Consider the following 21,639-nt stretch of genomic DNA (forward strand, 5'->3'; position numbering starts at 1 on the left):
AGTGCGCCTCCTGCTAATCCCATTTTATCAATTTCAAGCGCTTCGAATAAAGCAATTAAAATAGCGAGCCCTGACACAAAAACTAAACGTCTTTCTTCACTAAGCCCAGGTAAATCGAGCTCAGCGATGGTCTCATAGGCGATCGATTGCTTTTTAATTTTATTGAGTTTATCTAAACTCAGTGTTTCATCGAGTGATTGTGCCACCATAATTTCTTGGATAGCTTGTACAGTACCCGATGCACCTGATGCAATCTCCCAACCCGCCACTTTATAACTTGGCGCTATATCATCAATAACTACTCGTGCGGCTTTAATAGCAGCATTGAAATTAGCGTCATTGAGTTTACAGTCTTTAAAGTAACGTTCTAGGTAGGTAACACAGCCCATGTTTAGGCTTTTATAATGTAGTGCGTCGAATCCCTTACCTATAACTACCTCAGTACTGGCACCGCCAATATCTATTACTAGTTGGCGACCACTACATGAAGATGTATGCGCAACGCCTTTATAAATAGTGCGCGCTTCTAGCTCACCACTAATGACATTAATTTTATGCGCAAGGATTTGCTCGGCTTTGATTTTAAATTCATCAGCATTCGTTGCTAAGCGCAAAGTAGCGGTGGCAACAATAGTAATGTTGTTTTTAGGGATATCTTGAAGACGCTCTGCAAATAGTGCGAGACATTCCCAGCCTCGTTGCATTGCTTCTGTTCTCAGTTAATTATCATCATTTAGCCCTGCGTCTAATCTGACTTTCCGTTTAACTCTGCCTCTTGTATGTATGTTGCTAGCTATTGTCTCAGCGATTTACACTTGAATACATTTAGATCCTAAATCACTTCCTGCATATACATTTATTTGCGGTTTAAGTTGCCCCACCGTTCAAAAACCTCTAGTTACTACTACGACTATAACGACGGTCGCAATTACGACCGTGCTTTTTGGTAACTATTGTTTGGTCTACGTCCGCTGTTGTTACTACGACTACGTGGGCCTGTTGAATAATTACGCTTTCTTTGAATAGTAGGCTTAGTTAAATCATCAAGCAATGCACTTTTATCATAATGTGATAAAGGAATGCTGTGCTCTATGTATTCTTCAATTTCATGAAGATTATATGCGTACTGCTCACATGCAAAACTAATTGCCTTACCTGATGCCCCAGCGCGTGCTGTACGGCCAATACGATGAACATAATCTTCACAATCATCTGGTAAGTCGAAGTTAAATACATGAGTCACGTCAGGGATATGTAAGCCACGAGCAGCAACATCTGTTGCCACAAGGAAGTCTAAATCACCTTTAGAGAATTGCGCTAAAATTGATTGGCGTTTTTTCTGATTTACGTCACCAGTGAGCATTCCCACCCGGTGTCCATCAGACTTTAACCATGCATAAACCGTTTCACAGCTATGTTTAGTATTTGCAAACACAATGGCTTTCTCAGGCCATTCTTCTTCAATCAAAGTTAATAACAGCTTAACTTTATCTTCTTGAGAAGGATGAAATAACTCTTCAACAATGCGCTTGCCAGTTTTCACATCAGGTTCAATTTGTACATGCTCTGGGTTTGTCATGTGCTCAAACGCCAGTTCTTGTACGCGATACGATAACGTTGCTGAAAATAATAAATTAAGGCGTTGTGATGTATCCGGCATACGGCGGAACATATAGCGAATGTCTTTTATGAAACCCAAATCAAACATACGATCGGCTTCATCAAGTACCACTACTTCGATTTCATTGAGGGTGTAACACCCTTGTTTATATAAATCGATTAAGCGCCCTGTGGTGCCAATTAAAATATCAACGCCTTTTTCTAATTGTGCACGTTGTTTTTCGTAATCTTCGCCACCATATACTAAACCTAAGTTAAGATTACAGTGTGGCGCTAAAATTTTTGCATCTTTGTGGATCTGAATCGCAAGCTCCCGAGTAGGGGCCATGATCAGGGCTCTTGGATGTTTACTAGGTGCTTTGCTAGATTGTAATAACCGATGGCACGTGGCAGTTAAAAACGCCAACGTTTTGCCTGTACCTGTTTGTGCTTGACCCGCAATGTCGCGGCCATCACAAATAAAAGGTAGGCATTTAGCTTGTATGGGTGTGCAATATTCAAACCCACTTTCGGTTAACCCGGCAACCACTTCCGGTGCAATAGCAAAGTCTGAAAACTTTTTATCGGTCAAATGTGTCTTAGTCATAGCGTTTAAGCATAACGTTTAAACTTGCAATAAGAAACAAGAGTGTTTAAATACGCATTAAATAATTCGCCTAACTTATCGGAGAGCGCAATGAGCGAGAAAATTATTCAATTAACTGACGATGGCTTTGAAGCTGACGTTTTACAATCAGACAAGCCTGTATTAGTTGATTTTTGGGCAGAATGGTGTGGACCGTGTAAAATGATCGCGCCAATTCTTAATGAAGTGGCAGAAGAGTTTGATGGCCGTGTTGTAATCGGTAAATTAAACATCGACCAAAATGCGGGCACACCACCTAAATTTGGTATTCGTGGTATCCCTACGTTACTTCTTTTCAAAGAAGGCCAAGTTGCGGCAACTAAAGTGGGTGCACTTTCTAAAACTCAACTTGTTGAGTTTTTAGAAAACAACATCTAAAAATATGCCTAAAAAAAGGGCAACTGCCCTTTTTTTTAATTTTTTTTGTATAAAGACTGGACGCCTAGCGAATGACCTGCTAGTTTATAAAGCCAACTAATCCTTAGTTTACCAACAAACCTCTCTCACTAATCAATATCGATTATATGAGCATGATAACTGTAATAAAGAACCCACCAATATGCATTTACGCGAATTAAAAGACAAGTCGATCAAAGAACTTGTAGACTTAGCTGAGTCCATGGGGCTCGAAAACGTAGCCCGCTTAAGAAAGCAAGATATTATCTTTGCTATCCTTAAAGCCCACGCCAAAAGTGGAGAGAACATTTTTGGCGGTGGTGTATTAGAAATCTTACAGGATGGTTTTGGTTTCTTAAGATCATCAGAAGCCTCTTACCTTGCTGGTCCTGATGACATTTATATATCACCTAGCCAAATTCGTCGTTTTAGTATGCGTACTGGTGATTCTATAATGGGTCTCATACGTCCACCTAAAGACGGTGAACGTTACTTTGCATTACTAAAAGTAAACGAAGTAAATTTTGATAAACCTGAAAACTCTCGCACGAAAATTCTTTTTGAAAATCTTACCCCGCTACATGCAAACGAACGTTTACGTATGGAACGCGGTAATGGTAGCACCGAAGATATCACTGCTCGAGTACTTGATTTAGCCTCACCAATTGGCCGTGGTCAACGTGGTTTATTAGTAGCACCGCCTAAAGCGGGTAAAACAATGCTACTACAAAATATTGCGCAATCGATTACCCATAACCACCCAGATGCGACATTGATGGTACTACTTATCGATGAGCGTCCAGAAGAAGTTACTGAGATGCAACGCCTAGTAAAAGGTGAAGTTATTGCATCAACGTTTGATGAACCAGCAAGCCGTCACGTACAAGTTGCTGAAATGGTAATTGAAAAAGCAAAACGTTTAGTTGAGCACAAAAAAGATGTAATCATCTTACTGGATTCAATCACACGTTTAGCACGTGCTTATAACACGGTAATTCCTTCATCAGGTAAAGTACTTACTGGTGGTGTTGATGCTAACGCCCTGCATAAACCAAAGCGTTTCTTTGGTGCTGCGCGTAACGTTGAAGAAGGCGGTAGTTTAACTATTATCGCAACTGCGCTTATCGATACCGGCTCTAAGATGGATGAAGTTATCTACGAAGAGTTTAAAGGTACTGGTAATATGGAATTACACTTAAATCGTAAGATTGCTGAAAAACGTGTATTCCCTGCAATCGACTTTAACCGCTCAGGTACCCGTCGCGAAGAGCTACTGACTAAACCTGATGAACTACAAAAAATGTGGATTTTACGCAAAATAGTTCATGAAATGTCTGAAATTGATGCCATGGAGTTTTTAATTGATAAACTCTCTATGAGCAAAACGAATGATGAATTTTTTGATTCGATGAAGCGTCAATAATTCTCTTTACTAGATTCTAAAATGCCTGTTAATACAGGCATTTTTTTTGCCTACCCCTAAATCTCACTCCTATTATAAATTTGTTTTATTAATCTCTTTGCTCTGTTTCCTATAGACGAAAATCATCAGACTGCGCAGTATTGAGTAAATATTAAAACTGCGATTATTTAAATCCAGCACACAGTAATGCCACTCGATAAAACGCTCAACTCGCTTTATTGGTTAGTAGTAACTTATAGCCTTAAAGTAACGACCCATTAAGCGTATATATCGCTCTTTTAAGTCAGCTGTTGTGATAACTGCTTAATCAAATCATCTACTAATTCTTTTACGTCTGCATCACTGCTGGGGTTATGTTTTTGTGATAAGAGTGATTTATCTAAGCACATCGCTGTATTAGCTACATCAGTTAATGAAAATATCTGTGCGGCACCAAGGATACGATGGCTATCTTGCTGTAATGCAATATAGTCCTTTGCTGCAAGGTGCTGTGTAAGTGATGCTATTTCATCATCAAAACTGGCAATAAAACTCGTCACTAAATCGCTAATATCAGGATTAGCTAAAGGTAGCGGTAGCGTGCTGGTGCTATTTAAATGCGCTGCGAGTGCCTGATAAAACGCTTCTTTTTCTATTGGCTTACTTAAATAGCCAGTAAATCCCATCGCTAAGTAATTATCTATTTCATGACTCATTGCATTAGCTGTTAACGCAAAAATAGGTTTATTAAAACCACACTTATTTAACAGTTCAAATGCACTAAGGCCATCCATTACCGGCATTTGTATATCTAATAAAACAACATCTGGAAATTCACTGAGGCACTGTTCAACTGCTTGCTCACCATTACTTACTGAGATCACTTCAAGGCCAATCGACTTTAAAAAGCGCGTTATTAGTCTACGATTGTCGGGATGATCTTCTGCTAATAATACTCGCCCAACTAGACCTTTAGTTGCAGCTGGTTTTGAGTTGTCGGTAGCAAGAAGGGTTGGCGCATACTCTTTACATGGCACATTAAAAATAAACTCACTGCCATTACCATGCTCACTTTCAACACTAATATAACCCCCCATCATAATTGCTAATTGCTGGGAAAGACTCAAACCAAGTCCTGAACCACCGAACCTGCGAGTGATGGTATTATCGCCTTGTTGAAAACATTCAAAAATGTTTTTTATTTGCTCTGTATTCATACCAATCCCCGTATCAATCACTTTAAAGCATACGCCTTGTTCGGTGTGATTAATATCCAGAGTAACACTGCCATGCTCGGTAAATTTGATCGCATTAGTCAGTAGGTTTATTAGTATTTGCTTGACGCGGATCATATCTAACTTAGTCCAATAACTCGAGCCTAAGTGATTTTCTAATAGCAGCGTTAAGCCTTTGCTTTTAGCCTGCATACTTGACATAGCATAAACATCATTTACAAGCTCCACGAGGTCAAACTCGCTAACATGTAAATCTAAACGGTTTGCTTCTATCTTACTAATATCGAGCACATCATTAATCAAATCTTTTAAATGATCGCTATGTTTTTTAATAACTAACAATTCTGTTTGTAATTGCTGGGGCTGATATAAACCATGCAATAAGTCGTCTGTTTGCCCTAAAATAGCGGTAAGTGGTGTGCGTATTTCATGGCTGATATTAGCCAAAAACTGGCTCTTAACTTGATTCGCGGCACGTAGCTCTTGTGCCACATATTGTAATTCTTGAGTACGTTGCTCAACTTTTTGCTCTAATTGGGTTTTGGCCTTTTTTTCGATTGCACGGCGATATAATACAACTGCACAGATCAATACCAACATCAGCACAATAGACAGTAAAATAGTTAACTGTGAGCGTTTTTCAATCTTTAATTCTTGTAGGCTACGCTCTTGTTTAAGCTGTTTAATTTCTTGGTTTAACTGGTTCGACTGAAACTGAGACTGAAATACATTTAACGCTTTCATAACCTCTTCACTGGTTATGCTACGTTGATAATCGACAAACTGTTGGTGCAGATGAATAGCCCGCTTATAGTCACCGGCACCAGCACTTAACAACGCCTCGATACCTAAGCCGTCTTTAATGCGCAATTCATCTTTATATTCTTTGGCTAGTGATATTGATTGTTGTAAATTTTGCTCCGCAATATCAATATCCCCCATCACTAATTGCACTTTAGCTAAAACATGTAAAGAAGCTAACCGTAAGGATTGATTATCTATCTGCAGGGCGTATTTTTGAGCTGCTTGTGCGTGATACAAAGCTGCATCCAACTCATCTATTTTTAAATTTATGTTAGCTAAGTTGGTATGCTGTACGGATAATTGATAGGCGTCATTAACACTTTGATAATAGCGTAAAGCGAGCTGGTAATAGTGCAACGCTAATTGATTTTGACCCGACTCAGTATAAGCAACCCCCATGTTGCCATAGGCACGAGCAATCCCCTCTTCATCACCCAATTGCTGAAATACATCGAGCACTTCACGATAAATTTCAAGTGCCGAATCATAGCTAGATAAACGAATATAGATGCCCGCAATATTATGAAGAATATCAGCTTTGTCTTGCGCGCTACCATCTATTTCATAAAGTGCTTTTGCCTGCTGGTAATGATCTAAAGCAAGCTCCATGTTGTGCATATTAAAATATGCAAGGCCAATATTACTTAGCAAATTGGCTTGTTTTAATGGACTATTTAAACGTACCGCTAAGTTTAACGCACGGCTGTAATCAATAATGGCTTGTTGTAATAAACCTTGAAAATATTGCACCACGCCCTGCATTTTTATTGCTCGAAAATGTAACTCAGGCAGATTTTCAAATGTACTATGCTGCTCAAGCAACTGATAATAATGCAATGCTTGGGGATAATTACTCAACTCAAACGCATGCTCTGCTAGACTAGAATAAATAGCAACTTGTTGTTGATTTGATAATTGCGTAGACAATAATTGGGTAGCTAACAGCTGCTTTTCAGACCATTCATCCGTAACTTTAAATTGTTCAAAAAGTGCTACTTGTTGTTGAGCATTACCTGATTGAGAAAAAACGCCAAGCACACTAATCGAGCAAATAAATAATAGGCGCTTAAACTGACCCAGCATAATTTTTTCCTTGGAATTTTGTTAGCAGTAGAAGCTATGATAGTTTAGTCAAGATACACCAATAACTAGACTGTAAACAATGCTTAACCCACTGATTGATGAGATTTTCGAGTTAATTTTAACGAAGCACATTTGGAAGGTTCACACTTTAGCATTGGAATTATCTGAGCGTGGTGTAATTAATGACTTAGATACAGATCCATACCGTGATCTGTTTAAGCGTAACTTTTTAATTATGAATGCACTTTATCAACTGCAGCAACAACTGTTGCCAAATCAATATTTATTGGTAGCCAGTTTACATATAGAGCTCACAGATAATCCAGATAAGATAACCATTGCAGCGCATGACTCATTACAAGCGTACTATCTAGATTGGCAAAATTACGATGCCTCGATAACAGAAGTTAAATCACTGTTAGATAACTTTTGGCGTACTTTTCGTGCATCACCAACAATAAATACGCTTGATCAACAACAACGCCAGACATTATTAAAGCACTGGGAATTACCTGACGATTTTTCTATGCAGGCATTGCAAAAGCGCTGGCGGCAGTTGGCAACACAATATCATCCCGATAAACAACATGGTAATGCAGAGCAGTTTAAACAGTTAAAAAATGAATATGAGCAGCTTAGGGCAAGCTGCTCAAAAGCATCATAAGCAATAATTAACGAGTTAAACGACGGGCACGAATTTTACGGCCTTTAATATTACCTTCCGTTAATTTTCGTAGCGCGGGCTTTGAGCTATTACGTTCGACAGCCACAAAAGCCACATTATCAAGCACATTAATTTTACCGACTTGACGCCCTGCTACGCCATCTTTACCGGTTAATGCACCTAAAATATCACCTGCGCGTACCTTTTGCTTTTTACCTGAATCGATCATTAGTGTCACCATTTGTGGTTTGTATGGTGGCTTTTCAAGTAGGCTAAACGGCGGTAATTGTTCTGGTAAAAAATCACATTCATAATGGTCACCAATTTGTGCCACTTTGAATTGTTCCGCATCGCCATAAATAGAGCATGCAATGCCTTTTTTACCAGCACGACCAGTACGACCAATACGGTGTACATGGGTTTGTGGGTCATGGGCAAGGTGGTAGTTAATCACCATATCCATATCATCGATGTCTAAACCACGAGCGGCTACATCAGTGGCCACTAAAATCGAGGCGCTTTTATTAGCAAAGTGGATCAAGGTGCGCTCACGATCTCGCTGCTCTAAATCACCATGCAATGACACGGCACTGAAGCCTTCATCAGCTAAATCATCACACACCTGTTGAGTTTCGACCTTGGTATTACAAAACACCACACAGCTTTCTGGCTGAAACTTCAGCAGCAACAATTTTAATGTATTAAAACGTTGTTTGTTATTATCCATTTTATAAAAGTACTGTTTGATCGTACTTTTTTCTTGCTCTTCTTCAACCTTCACCATAACAGGGTTGCTTAATACACGTTTGGCAATCGCTTCTATCGCGCGCGGAAAAGTGGCGCTAAATAATAAAGTTTGACGCTGTTTTGGAATACGCTCAATAATCGCATCCAAAGTGTCTTGAAAGCCCATATCAAGCATTTGATCGGCTTCATCAAGTACCAGAGTGTCTACATCATCTAAACGTAGCGTACCTTTGCGAATATGATCATCTACACGCCCAGGTGTGCCAACAATAATATGTGCACCATGCTCTAGTGAACCAATTTGAGGACCAATCGACACGCCACCACATAGAGTTAATATTTTTATATTGTGAATACCACGCGCTAATTTACGCATTTCCACAGCTACTTGCTCAGCCAACTCACGGGTTGGACAAAGCACTAAAGACTGTATACGAAAACGCTTAACATTAAGCTTGGCCAACACACCTAAACTAAATGCGGCAGTTTTACCTGAGCCAGTTTTAGCTTGTGCAATGATGTCTTTACCTTCAAGCACTGGCGGCAGGCTTTGCGCCTGTACAGCGGTCATTTGGGTGTAACCTAAAGTCGATAAGTTATCGACCAAACCTGATGGTAAAGCGAGTGATGAAAAAGCTGTAGCGGTCAAAGTAATTTCCAGTGCAATAAGTAAACATGAAAAGCCGCTGCAGATGCCCGACTTAGTTATGCTGCATAATAGCAGAATATACAAATTGCTACCATTAAGCTGACCATATTCTCAATAAACATTCACCATAACATCACCACCGATAGGCATTTATCTCATCTACTTTTGTTGCTCAGTATTAAATGCTTTAATAACCCTCACTTGAAAATATAACCAGGTCAATAATGAAAAAAATCATCACCGGATTACTGCTAGCCGGCAGCTTTTTAGCCAATGCCGCCGAGCCTGAATTTACCGCAAAGCAACTTCAGCAAGTCACCGAACTAAGAACTAATGCCAGTAACAGCGAGTTAAGCTATCAATTGCTTGAATCGCTTACTACTGAAATAGGACCTCGCTTACCTGGTACAGAAAATGATAAAAAAGCCGTTGCGTGGGCCCAAGCTAAATTTAAAGAGCTTGGTTTTGATAAAGTATGGCTAGAAGAGGCAACCTTCCCTGAGTGGCGTCGTTTTAGTGAAAGTGGCAAAATTTTAACGCCAAGCGAGCAACCTTTGCACCTAACAGCATTAGGCCACAGCGTTAGCACACCAAAAGATGGCATTACCGCTGAAGTTGTATTATTTGAAACGCTTGATGAACTTATCGCAGCACCAGCAAACAGCTTAAAAGGTAAAATAGCTTATATAAATTACCATATGAACCGCCATATTGATGGCAATGGTTATGGTCCTGCTGTTCGTGCTCGCTCAACAGGTTCAGTTGAGGCTGCAAAAAAAGGCGCGATTGGTTATATGATGCGTTCTGTTAGCACCGCACATCACCGCTTTGCTCATACCGGTGGCAGTCACTATCAAGAAGGTGTTACGAAAATCCCTAATGTGACCATTGCTAATCCTGATGCAGATCAGCTAGCTCGCTTAGTTGCACTAGGTAAAAATGTTACCGTAAATATCAATGTGCAAACTGAAGATCGCGGCCAAGGTACTGGCTATAACGTGATTGGTCAGTTCAATGGCACACAAAACCCTGAACAATACGTACTGATTGGCGGTCATTTAGATTCTTGGGATTTAGGCACTGGCGCACTTGATGATGGTGCAGGCGTTGCGTTAACCATGGCTGCTGCCAAACATATTAGTGAAATAAAACGCCCTAAACGCAGCATTCGTGTAGTGTTATTTGCCGCCGAAGAGCTAGGATTATGGGGCGCTAAAGCTTATTTTAAAAAGCATGCAAATGAACTTGATAAAATTGTTGCCGCCGCTGAATCTGACTTTGGTGCTGATGTAGTGTATGGCTTTGAATCGAATGTATCTGCAGCCTCGTTGCCAGTAGTGCGTGCAATAGCCAAGCAACTTGCGCCGTTAAATGTTGAATACATAGGTAAAAATAGCGCTAATGGTGGGCCTGATTTAATTCCATTTAAAAATGCCACCAGCGCGCCAATTTTTGAGCTGCACCAAGACGGTACTGATTACTTTGACTACCATCACACTGCTGATGATACGCTTGATAAGATCGATCCGGCTAAACTTAAGCAAAATACCGCAGCATATGCTGTATTTGCGTTAATGGCAGCTGATGCTAAAACTACAATTAAAGCAAAGCCTGTAGCAAGCAAATAAGCTAACCAAACATACTTTCTTACAGTTTTCTGCTTTGCATCTAACCTTCCTTGTTTTAATTTAACGTAAAACAAGGAAGGGAAAAAAGGTCATATGCTACTATTCAATACCAGCGATTCATTGTCGTTTTTCAGCCAAATAAAAACCTGCCCACACTGTCATCATGATGACTATCGACTACAAAACCACAGCCGCTTTTTGCGTTTTTCAATTGTCCCTATGCTGCCATTAGCATGGCATTATCAATACCAGTGTAGCCATTGCCAGCACAATGTACAGCTTTCAATTATGCAACTGCCATGGTTAGAAAAGCTTTCTTTGATCAAATATTTTATAGGCTCGATATTACTTATCTGGTTATCTATTTACTTTTATACACAACATCTTGATGAGCTAAAAGCCAAACAAGCAATACTCAGCCAGCCACAAGCATTCGATACTTACTTGGTACATGCTGATAAGTTTTCTAACGAACCATTGCGCCCTGAAAACCTAAAAGTAGCCCAAGTACTCGAGTTTGATGACCAAAATATCACCTTTCAAATCAGCAATTATCGCTATAAACGCGACAGCGGCATTACTATGGCTATGCGTACCAGCTTATTGGTACAAAAAGATTATTTTTCATCAAAAACAATTACTTTACCGCGCAGCGAAGTACAGCGTTTATATGATGAAGGTGCTATTTATGATGTACTGCGCCCTTACGCATATAGCTTATATGGTGGTTTTGTGATGTTCCCACCACGCCCTAAACCGCTATATGAAGGGGTGAAGCTTAATAAAAATAATCAGCAAGGCATCATCTATTACAAAGATGGGTTATTTCCTGAAGCGTTCGAAAGCTTTTTACTCGCCAGCAAAGAAGGCTCACAATGGGGTCAGCTTAATACTGCGCAAATGTATCGTGATGGTGAAGGGGTAGAAAAAGATATCAGCCAAGCTATTTATTGGTATCAACAAGCTGCAGGGCAAAATAACCACAAAGCCAAATTACAACTCAAAGAGCTGTGCCTTGAGTATTCCTGTTAATATAGCCAAACTACCTACAACAAGTGGATATAAATATGGCAAGCTTTTAGCTTGCCATTTAACACGTAAATACGACTGTTACATTGTTAAGTGTTAGTCTAAAAAGGTCAGCACTTGTTGATAATAACGAGTGCGATGTTCTTGCTTATAAAAACCATGCCCTTCATCTTCAAGCAGTTCATATATATAAGGATGTTTAGCTTTTTTAAGAGCCGCAATCAGTGATTCGGCCTGTTCAATCGGTGCACGCTGATCTTCACCACCATGCACTATCAGCACTGGAGCCTTTAACTTATCAATATTATAGCTAGGTGAAAAAGCCTTTAGTTGCGCTTCATCTGTACCCAATACATTCTGTAAATAACGTTGGCCACTATCGCGCTCTGCAACATCCCCTTCTTTAAACATTAAGGGCAAATCATAAACGCCAACAACGCCAATCGCACACTTAAACATATCAGGTTCTAAAATCGCACTTTGTAACGCTGAGTATCCACCAAAGCTCGCGCCCATAATGCAGATATTGTTTTTATTAACTGTACCCTGCTCAACTAAATACTTCACACCATCTATAATATCAAATTGAATTTCAGCTCCCCATTTTCGATGCCCAGCATGCTCAAAGTTACGGCCAAAACCACCTGAACCTCTAAAATTAACTTTTAGTACGGCCATACCACGGCTTGCAAGCAACTGTGCATCAAGGTCGAATCCCCACCAATCGCGCGGGCCATGTGGACCACCATGTGGCATAACCACTAAAGGTAAGTTTTTTTCTATGGTATTATTCGGTACTGTTAAGTAGCCATAAATAGTTAAACCATCTCGACTGGTATAACTTACAGGCTTGGTCTGCGCCATTTGTTCTGCATCAATCCAACGACGGGATGCAAACAAAAATCGTAAGTTATTACTTTTGGCATCGAATAAATAATATTGTCCAGGGTTACGATCATTAGAGGCATAAATAATATTAGTGTCGCCATCTTCAGTACTGCTAACGAGTTGCACTTGTTCACCAGGTAAAGCGGAGATTAATGATTTTAAACGCATGCTTTTATCTGATTGCCCATCGACAAAAGCATAAGTTGGATAACCTAGTTCGGTTTCAATCGCAAATAGCTCTTTTGATGCTTCATCGACCCATATTTGCTTTGGTGAGACTTTCTCTTCTTTATGAATTAAATCAACTGCTCTGGTTTTTAGATTCAATTTATATAAGCCTTGAGCTTCACCACTTATTGATGCTGTGATATAGACAGCATCACCACTACTATCAAAAGCGTGCAACTCCACATCACTGTAAGTCAAATCACCTAAATCAAGTGCTTGCCAATCTCCACCTGACTTTTCACGGGTATGTATTGTAGACTTAATATAATCATCACTGGAAACAGCCACTCTGACATTTCCTTCATGGTCGGTCAAAAAGTTGGCCATACGTGACGGGGAGCGCGTAACTTTACAACGCTTCCCTGAAAAAATATCAACCTCATAAACAACAGTGTGCGGTTCACTACTTGATGTCCACGGGTAAGTCACTATAAGCATTTTATCTTCATCGTGGATTAAAGGCTCCAGCAAATAAGAGGTGCCATAAAGTGGTGTGGCTTTTTTGATATGAGAGCCAGTTTGCATTTCGCCAAGATAGCCAACTAAGTACTTAGCTTTTGAGCCATCAGCATTCACGCCATATAATTCACCATAATATTCAGGGTGATCTTGCCAGCCGTGTAAGTATTCTTTTGCAACTACAACCCGATCATCACTTACCCAATGATAAGCACCAACTTGGGCATTGCTCTCAAAATTAATAGCGTGGTGAATTGTAAATTTTTTAGCATCTAAAATAACCAGCATCTTTTTACCTTCAGGTTGCATAATTACTGCAAGGTAGCTTCCCTTAGGAGAGATTTTAACTTGGCTATATTCACTGCTGCGGCTGAAGTCATCGACTGCTGGAGCTGATTGATTTGCATCACTCATGAAGCTGACAACACACAAAGTAATAACAACAATCAACTGCATCATTTTGCTCATACAACATTCTTTTAAATTTATATTTTTATAATTGCTACAATTGTACCCAATAAGGTTTTAAATAGATATCCATCCAAATACGTAAGTAAAGAACGAAGAGTACTTATTTACTTTGTTAAGGTTACATTATAACATTACCGATATATTATAACAAAACACCGGACTGTTTATGATTTTACCTAACTTTAAAACTTGCTTAATTGCCTCTATGGTTGCTGTACTGTGTGCCTGTAACAGTGAAATTGATGATCTTGTAGATAAAAATGCTGAGCAGAAAGATGACCATGACCACACTGAAATCACTGCAAAAGGGCGATTAGCGATTAGCCATGCTGATATTGCTAACGTATCTGTTTTTAACGCTGACAACAACTCGTTGCTGGAGACCTTTAATACCAGCAACGTAATAAGTGGTCTATATGCCAGTCCTAATTTCCGTTATGCAGTATTGATCCAGCGAGCAGAAAATTATGTTGAGTTCATTGACGGTGGATTATTTACAGAAGATCATGGTGATCACCAACATAGTTATGAACAGCAACCCGAGCTGCATGATTTAATCTTTAACGATAGTAAACCAACCCACTTTGATGTCAGTGAACAGCAAGCTGCACTGTTTTTTGATGGCGATCTTGATGCAGGGATCCCTGCAAGCTTTGTGTTATTAAGTGATGAATCACTTGCTGCTGGGAAAACGTTAGCAGCACATAGCTTTAACAATGCCATGCATGGTACAGCGCAAATTCGCGGTGAATCGGTAATCACAACTTATCGCAGCGAAGATATAACTAGCGTGCTGCCAAATTATGTTGAACAACTGCATATTCATGGTGATCACTTTCATCAAGAACAGCGGTTTGCAGTGGATTGCCCTGCACTACATGGCAGTGCGCAAAATCACCAGCATATCGCTTTTGGCTGTAGCGATGGTGTATTAGTTATAACTGAAAAAGATAATGTGTTTAACGCAGCCAAAGTAGCTAATCTCAACAACTTTGCTGAAGGTACGCGTATTGGCACAATTAAAGCGAGTGAACACAGCGAACTATTTTTAGGTATTGCACAAAGTAAGCTTTTTTACACCATCGACCCAGCATCAGCTGAAATGACACAGCTTGCATGGCAACAAAATACTGAAAATACCGTATTAGCAAGTGCACTGGATAGGATTACCGGCGAGTTTTATGTACTTGAAAGTGATGGTTTCTTGTCAGTGCTACATGCTGAAGATGATTGGCAAGTCAGCGCACGCTTTAAAGTACTCGAAAACCCAGCTGGTAACTATGCACTCGCGGCCTCAGCGGCCGACGATACTTTATATATCAGTGATGCAAACAACCAAACAGTATTAAGTATCGACACCCATGAGCAAACGACTAAAACTATTCTTAACCTTGATTTTATCCCTAATCAAATTACCTGGTTAGGTATAGCTGCTGAATCAAAACATGAACACTAATTAATTCAAGCAAATAACTTTCATAGCATTCCCTTGCTAATTCATTGCCAGCAAATTTACTTTGCTGGCTTTTTTGCTTTCATGCTGACAATTCCATGATGAACTAACACAGCAATCGCACCGGCTAATACACCTAATAAACCATCGAACAGTAAAGGCGCAATAATCTCTCCCAGCGTACCTAAGTTTGCCAGTGCAAACTCAGCAACAGCGGTTTGCCAATGATGCAACACACTAATACCATGCACTAAAATTCCTCCACCCACTAAAAACATCGCTACCGTACCTGCAAATGCTAAAAACGCCATTAAACGTGGTGCTGCGGCTAATAAACCTTTACCTAATAATGCTTTAAAACGGTTTCCTGTTTGCTGTGCTTGGTTAAGCAAATACAAACCAGCATCATCGAGTTTTACAATCCCTGCCACTAACCCATAAACGCCTATGGTCATGATCACCGCAATAACACTTAAGACTAGCGCTTGATTTAGTAAACTTGCACCCGCCACGGTGCCTAGAGTGATAACTATTATTTCTGCCGATAAAATAAAGTCGGTTCGAATAGCCCCTTTTACTTTTTGTTTTTCGTACTCAACTAAATCTAAATTTTCGACAGCATCTACATCATCATTTTTCGTAGCTGGTAATAACTTTTCAACTAACTTTTCTGCACCTTCAAAACACAAAAATAATCCACCAACCATCAATAAAGGTGTAATAAGCCAAGGCAGCCAGACACTTATTAATAACGCTGCAGGAACTAAAATAGCTTTATTTAAAAATGAGCCTTTCGCTACCGCCCACACGACCGGTAGCTCACGATCGGCAGTGACTCCTGTCACTTGTTGCGCGTTTAAAGCTAAATCATCCCCTAAAACACCCGCAGTTTTCTTCGTGGCGACTTTACTCATAGTGGCAATATCATCTAATAAAGTGGTGATATCGTCCAATAATGTCAATAGGTTAGTACCTGCCATCTCATTTCCTTTGCAGTTAAAAAATTTATAATTATCAACATAGCCTAAACGAGTATTTTCACCAAAGGTTAATTTTCGTTTGCTATGCTAGTTGCTCAACACATTTAGCCAAGGTACTTGTTAATGTATAAAACCCTATTAATTGCACTCGGTGTTATTAGCCTCAGTGCATGCACAGAACAATTAAATAGTCAGTCTTTCTCCTGCGATAGCCAGCTAAGCGCCGTTATTACCAGTAATGATGAAGAAAGTGCCACGCTAAATTACAATCAAGTAGATCATTCGCTGACCAAACAAATCAGTGCCTCGGGCGTAAAATATACCAATGAAGATGTGCTGTTTTGGACCAAAGGGAATGAAGCTATGTTGATAATTGATGGCAACAAATATCACTGTAATTTAGAGTAATACAATCGCTCGCCAAACTTATAATTTATAAAAATACTGCTACACTCATAAATAATTAAGTATTTACGGGTTTACTATGCGCGCTATTGCTATTAAAACGAAACTAATTTTTGCCTTTGCCACAATTGGTTTTTTAATGCTCGCCAGCAGTAGTTTTTTTTACTGGTCATTAGGACAAATTAATCACGCCACTTCGGATATAGAAACTTTAGCTGTACCGGTACAACAGCAAAGTCATGCCTTGCGGTTATCGCTGTTATCAATCACCAAATTTAATGCCGTTGCATACAGCCAAACAAGTAAAGCCAGTTTGCAACAGCAGCAACAGAGAACTCATGAAGAACAAGCTTTATTTAAAACCAAGCTAGAAGAATTAAGCTCTCAGCTACACGACCAACCGCAAATGCTGCAATTACTATCGAAAATAACACAACGCTATCAGCAATTTAGTACCACTAGCGCAACAATGTTTAACACCAAACAACAAGGCCTAACAGCAGCAACTCAGGTTACCTCATTAGCAAATGATTACGCTAATAATCTTGCTGACTTAAGTAGTGGCTTACTTGATTTAGAACTAATCGAAGTAACACCGGAGCAAAAATCGTTATTAGCCGCTATTGTTGGTACCGCGACCCGCATTGACGACTTACTATTCACCTTAGGCAATAATGTTAAGAGCATCAACCACATTAGTTCCCTACAAACACTCACAGAACACCAACAAGATACCGCTTTTTTATTAGACAATATCCAATCTAATTTTACATACCTACAACAGCAAGCGAGTGAGTTAAAAAATCAAACAAATTTCAGCAACCTAAAAGACCTTCTCAGCTTAATTAATCAACAGTTGGCAACACTGTACCAACAACAAAGTACTCTTTTGACCAGCAAAGTTGCGACCGAGCAAGCCTTTGCTGCATTCCAGCAACAGTTTCAACTTACCGAGCAGCTCATTATTGAGTTAAATCATTTAGCCGATAAACGCTTTGATACCTTGCAGGCGGATGCTCAGTCGGTGATCACTACAGGTTCGCGACTCGCGATTATTATAAGTTTAGTGCTTATTTCGTTTGCAGCCTTGATCTGCTTTTTAACCACCAAAGCAATGTTAAAACCACTCAATGCTGTAAATAAAGCACTATCACGTATCGCTTCTGGGGATTTATCGAAACGTACAAAGCCCCATAATGATGATGAATTTGGTGTACTTTTAAACAATATCAATCAATTAAGCGATGATCTAAGTACATTACTAAGTGCGATAAGTGATAACGCCCACACCTTAGATCAATCAGCAATTCAAACCAGTGCACAAGGCCAACATATGACCGAAGCAGCACAGCAGCAATTAGATCGTATTGCAGAGGCCGACTCGGTGGCGCATAGCATGCATAGTAATTCCCAAGCGGTCTGTGAACGAGCTGATAACACCTCTAATGAAGTTGCTAACGCTTCGCAGTTTGCCAATGATGTAAATCAGATTGCTGATCGTAACAGCCAGCGTATTGCAGCGTTACTGACTCGGCTTGATCAAGCTGTACAAAGTACTAATGAGCTAACCCAACACACACAATTAATTGGCGCAATCGTGGATACAATTAGCAGTATTGCTGAACAAACTAATTTACTTGCGCTAAACGCTGCTATTGAAGCTGCCCGTGCAGGAGAAAATGGCCGAGGCTTTGCTGTTGTGGCAGATGAAGTTCGCTCTTTAGCTGCACGAACGCAAAACTCGACTAGCGAAATACATACAATGATCCAAACACTGCAACATCAGGCCAATACTGCTCATCATGAAATTAACGATGGGCAACAACAAGCAAAAGAATGTGTAGCAAATAGTAGTGAATTAAACCAAGCGGTGGATAAAATAAAAAGTACTTTAGTGACAATTAACCAAATGAGTATGCAAATTGCTAGTTCATCACATCACCAGCTTGATAACAGCAATGAGATAAAACAGATTATGGCGCAAGTAACGGTGCAAGCACAAACGAATGCCGAACATGCAAAGTCACTCGCCAATCAAAGTGAAGACGTTAACCAACTCGCTCACTCATTAACCAGCGCAGTAGAAAGATTTAAGTTCTAACTCTGAATATAAAACCCATCTGCAGCTATTGTGATAATGATAAATACACGCCACAGAAATAACGTTGCAGTGGCGTGTAGCAACTTATTTATTATTTTGCTCCGCGATAAACTCCCTAATGTATTTATCAAATAGTGCCGCAGGCAGTGGTTTGCTGTATAAAAAACCTTGAATATAATCACAATTTAGAGCGTTTAAAAAAGCCAGCTGTGCAAAGGTTTCAACTCCTTCGGCAACAACTTTGAGCTGTAGGTTACTAGCCATTGAAATTATTGCACTAACCATCGCACAATCTTCAAGATCATCCGGTAAGTCTTTTATAAACTCCCGATCTATTTTTAACTTACTCAGCGGAAAACGCTTTAAATAACTCAACGATGAGTAACCGGTGCCAAAGTCATCAATTGCTAAACCCACGCCGGTTCCGCGTAATGCTTGCAACTGCTGCAAAATATTTGAGCTATTATCAGCAAGTAGCGTTTCTGTAATTTCAAGGGTTAAACACTGAGCTGATAACTGCGTTTCCTGTAGAACACTTTTAACTAACGCTTCAATATCTTGGCGAATAAATTGCACGCTAGACATATTTACCGTAACAAAAAACTGATCACCGAAACAACCACACCACTTAGCAGCTTCGCGGCATGCTTCTCTGAGTACCCACTCACCAATGGGAATGATTAATCCTAACTCTTCACATACAGGAATGAATTGTGCCGGCGAAACATCGCCAAGCTCCGCACTATGCCATCGCAATAATGCTTCACAGCCGACCGTTTTTTTATCGTGGCTAATAATTGGCTGAAAATAAACGGTAAACTCGTTATTACTAAGCGCTTTATGAAGAGCATTTTCGAGCCTACTGCGAGCAGTCGCTTGTTCATGCAAGCCACTGGTAAAGAACTCAAAGCAGTTTCGCCCTTGCGCTTTAGCTTTGTACATAGCGCTATCAGCATTACGTAGTAATATTTTTCGATCGCTGCCATCGTCGGGGAAAATAGTGATCCCCATACTGCCGGATACAAATACATCTTGCTCACCAATTTTAAATGAAGAACTAAGCGCCAGCAGAGCTTTTGTAGCTAGTCGCTCAATATCTGCTAACTTATTGATCCCTGGCAGTAATAGCGCAAACTCATCGCCACCTAAACGGGCAACTACGTCAGAGCTGCGCATACATGCTTTAAGCCTTTTGGCAGCCTCAAGTAATAGTAAATCACCACTATTATGCCCTAAGGTATCGTTAACGCTTTTAAACCGATCTAAATCAATAAAACAAATTGCCAAACGCTTATTATCAGCTGTCGCACGGATCATTTCTTGATCTAGCTTGCTATTATAATGATAGCGATTTGCCAAACCCGTTAAGGTATCAAAATTAGTTTGTAGCCACATTTCCTGTTCATTTTCTTTGCGTAAAGAAATGTCGTTAAATAAGGCAACATAAACTTCAATGTCTTTTTCCTCGTCAAATACTACCGAAATATTGACCCAGCTCGGGTAAATACTACCATCTTTGCGGCGGTTCCATATTTCACCTTCCCAGTGCCCAGCCTCATTTAAACGTCGATATAACACTTTAAAAAACGATGGTTTATGATGGCCCGAATTTAATATTGCAGGTGATTTACCAAGCACATCTTGTTCTTGATAACCGGTGATCTGTGTGAAGGCTTTATTTACAGCTTGAATTTCATTATCACGATTAGAAACTAAAATACCTTCATTAGTTGTTGAAAATACCGTGCTCGCGAGTCGTTGTTGTTGACGTGCTTTTAATTTTAAAGTGATATCACGAATTAAATGTATTTCACCAATTTTGCTATTTTTTTCGTCGATAACTGCGGTTACTCGTGCCTCTCCCCAAAATACCTCTTTAGCTCCGTGAAATTGACACTCACTATCAACCCCAACTACTCCTTTCGAACACTCAGTAAATGAGTAAATATTTTTATCCTTCAGTGGCTCGCCTGCCGTCAACTTTTGCACAGCCGCAGTATTAGCTGTAATGACCCTATGTTCGACATCCGTGTAAACGAGCAGATCATCAATACTATTGAAAATCGCTTTTAGCGTCGCACTGTCTTTTTGCGCCGATTTTTTAGCTCGGCGTAATCGCAAAGCTAACATGGTTAAAGTCGCTAACAGTATTAGTAGTACAGAAATAGATATTAGCGCTAACAGCAATTGATCGGTGCGTTTTTGTTCTATTTCATTAGTTTGAATGGCAACCAATTGTTCAAGATTTTCTTGATAATGCCAAAGCGCTTTTTCAAGGTTACGTTGAGATGAAATATCATGTATGACAGAAAATAAAAAATCTTTATTTTCAATTGTAAATGGGGCTGAATAAACGCTAACGGTACGTGTTTCACCGCTCGCTAATCGGTGTTTGAAAACAAAATAGTTTTGCCCTTTACTCAGAGCAGCTTGGCGTTCCTGTGCAACTTGTTGCTCAGTAAATATATTAATTTGCTGGATACGCATTGTTTGCAATTGCGCAATACTGTAACCATAAAATGCTGCCGCTGCTTTATTAGCAAATTTAATTTCACCCGTTTGCGGTTCTACCACTAACATCACGGCACTGTGCTCATTAAAAAGCGGCACATTGAGCGCGGAATTTAATGATTGCTTAGCACTTACTTGATCTACAAAGGTAATTACACAGCAAAGAAGAACAGCCTTGATAAATGTTTTTACGATAAGCCCACCCATTAATCAAAAACTCATTTCAAACATTTGTCCTAAACTATAGCTTACTCACCTTAT

14 protein-coding genes and 1 pseudogene are annotated in these 21,639 nt (G+C 39.8%); 8 read left to right on the plus strand and 7 right to left on the minus strand.

What is annotated here, in order from left to right; translation table 11 throughout:
• Together H5232_RS02290 and rhlB are read right to left on the minus strand one after the other, a co-directional pair.
• Positions 1-809 (minus strand): annotated as a pseudogene (locus tag H5232_RS02290) (guanosine-5'-triphosphate,3'-diphosphate pyrophosphatase); the annotation flags it as partial.
• Between the two features lie 119 nt (positions 810-928).
• Entirely contained in the window at positions 929-2,206 is a 1,278-nt protein-coding gene (gene rhlB / locus H5232_RS02295; RefSeq protein WP_182830519.1) for an ATP-dependent RNA helicase RhlB, read from the minus strand.
• A 90-nt stretch (positions 2,207-2,296) separates the two neighbouring features.
• Between rhlB and trxA the strand changes: the two genes are divergently transcribed.
• Together trxA and rho are read left to right on the plus strand one after the other, a co-directional pair.
• Entirely contained in the window at positions 2,297-2,623 is a 327-nt protein-coding gene (trxA, locus tag H5232_RS02300; RefSeq protein ID WP_145239901.1) for a thioredoxin TrxA, read from the plus strand.
• 181 nt (positions 2,624-2,804) lie between these two features.
• The gene (gene rho / locus H5232_RS02305; RefSeq protein WP_064666866.1) at positions 2,805-4,064 is read left to right on the plus strand and encodes a transcription termination factor Rho; all 1,260 of its coding nucleotides are present in this window, start codon (positions 2,805-2,807) and stop codon (positions 4,062-4,064) included.
• A 278-nt stretch (positions 4,065-4,342) separates the two neighbouring features.
• On the opposite strand, the gene H5232_RS02310 is transcribed toward rho, so the two are convergent.
• Positions 4,343-7,165 carry a tetratricopeptide repeat protein gene (locus H5232_RS02310; protein ID WP_182830520.1) on the minus strand — a complete coding sequence of 941 codons (2,823 nt, stop codon included), beginning with the start codon at positions 7,163-7,165 and terminating at the stop codon, positions 4,343-4,345.
• 79 nt (positions 7,166-7,244) lie between these two features.
• Between H5232_RS02310 and H5232_RS02315 the strand changes: the two genes are divergently transcribed.
• Entirely contained in the window at positions 7,245-7,829 is a 585-nt protein-coding gene (locus H5232_RS02315) for a DNA-J related domain-containing protein (RefSeq protein WP_182717462.1), read from the plus strand.
• Between the two features lie 7 nt (positions 7,830-7,836).
• On the opposite strand, the gene dbpA is transcribed toward H5232_RS02315, so the two are convergent.
• Entirely contained in the window at positions 7,837-9,225 is a 1,389-nt protein-coding gene (gene dbpA / locus H5232_RS02320) for an ATP-dependent RNA helicase DbpA (protein ID WP_145239907.1), read from the minus strand.
• A 224-nt stretch (positions 9,226-9,449) separates the two neighbouring features.
• Here dbpA and H5232_RS02325 point away from each other — a divergent pair, with 224 nt between their 5' ends.
• Together H5232_RS02325 and H5232_RS02330 are read left to right on the plus strand one after the other, a co-directional pair.
• Positions 9,450-10,853, plus strand: a complete 1,404-nt coding sequence (locus H5232_RS02325) for a M20/M25/M40 family metallo-hydrolase (protein ID WP_182717463.1) — start codon at positions 9,450-9,452, stop codon at positions 10,851-10,853.
• 93 nt (positions 10,854-10,946) lie between these two features.
• Positions 10,947-11,885, plus strand: coding sequence for a tetratricopeptide repeat protein (locus H5232_RS02330; RefSeq protein WP_182717464.1), 939 nt, complete (start codon positions 10,947-10,949; stop codon positions 11,883-11,885).
• A 93-nt stretch (positions 11,886-11,978) separates the two neighbouring features.
• Here H5232_RS02330 and H5232_RS02335 read toward each other — a convergent pair whose 3' ends face one another.
• Entirely contained in the window at positions 11,979-13,925 is a 1,947-nt protein-coding gene (locus H5232_RS02335; RefSeq protein WP_259400099.1) for a S9 family peptidase, read from the minus strand.
• Positions 13,926-14,094: 169 nt separating this feature from the next.
• Between H5232_RS02335 and H5232_RS02340 the strand changes: the two genes are divergently transcribed.
• A complete protein-coding gene (locus H5232_RS02340; protein ID WP_182830521.1) occupies positions 14,095-15,384 on the plus strand; it encodes a hypothetical protein in 1,290 nt (429 codons plus the stop codon).
• 56 nt (positions 15,385-15,440) lie between these two features.
• Here H5232_RS02340 and H5232_RS02345 read toward each other — a convergent pair whose 3' ends face one another.
• Positions 15,441-16,361, minus strand: a complete 921-nt coding sequence (locus H5232_RS02345; RefSeq protein ID WP_149982169.1) for a DUF808 domain-containing protein — start codon at positions 16,359-16,361, stop codon at positions 15,441-15,443.
• 123 nt (positions 16,362-16,484) lie between these two features.
• On the opposite strand from H5232_RS02345, the gene H5232_RS02350 reads away from it, so the two are divergent.
• On the plus strand, positions 16,485-16,769 hold the full coding sequence (locus H5232_RS02350; protein WP_182717466.1) for an MliC family protein: 285 nt from the start codon (positions 16,485-16,487) through the stop codon (positions 16,767-16,769).
• Between the two features lie 76 nt (positions 16,770-16,845).
• Complete coding sequence (locus tag H5232_RS02355; protein WP_182783410.1) at positions 16,846-18,867, plus strand: methyl-accepting chemotaxis protein; 2,022 nt, start codon at positions 16,846-16,848, stop codon at positions 18,865-18,867.
• Between the two features lie 84 nt (positions 18,868-18,951).
• Here H5232_RS02355 and H5232_RS02360 read toward each other — a convergent pair whose 3' ends face one another.
• Positions 18,952-21,585: an EAL domain-containing protein gene (locus tag H5232_RS02360; protein WP_182783411.1), complete on the minus strand. Its 2,634-nt coding sequence runs from the start codon at positions 21,583-21,585 to the stop codon at positions 18,952-18,954.
• Positions 21,586-21,639: the final 54 nt, after the last annotated feature.

The sequence above is a fragment of the Pseudoalteromonas sp. SG41-5 genome, from assembly GCF_014164495.1.
In the GTDB taxonomy this organism is placed as follows: Bacteria; Pseudomonadota; Gammaproteobacteria; order Enterobacterales; family Alteromonadaceae; genus Pseudoalteromonas; species Pseudoalteromonas rhizosphaerae.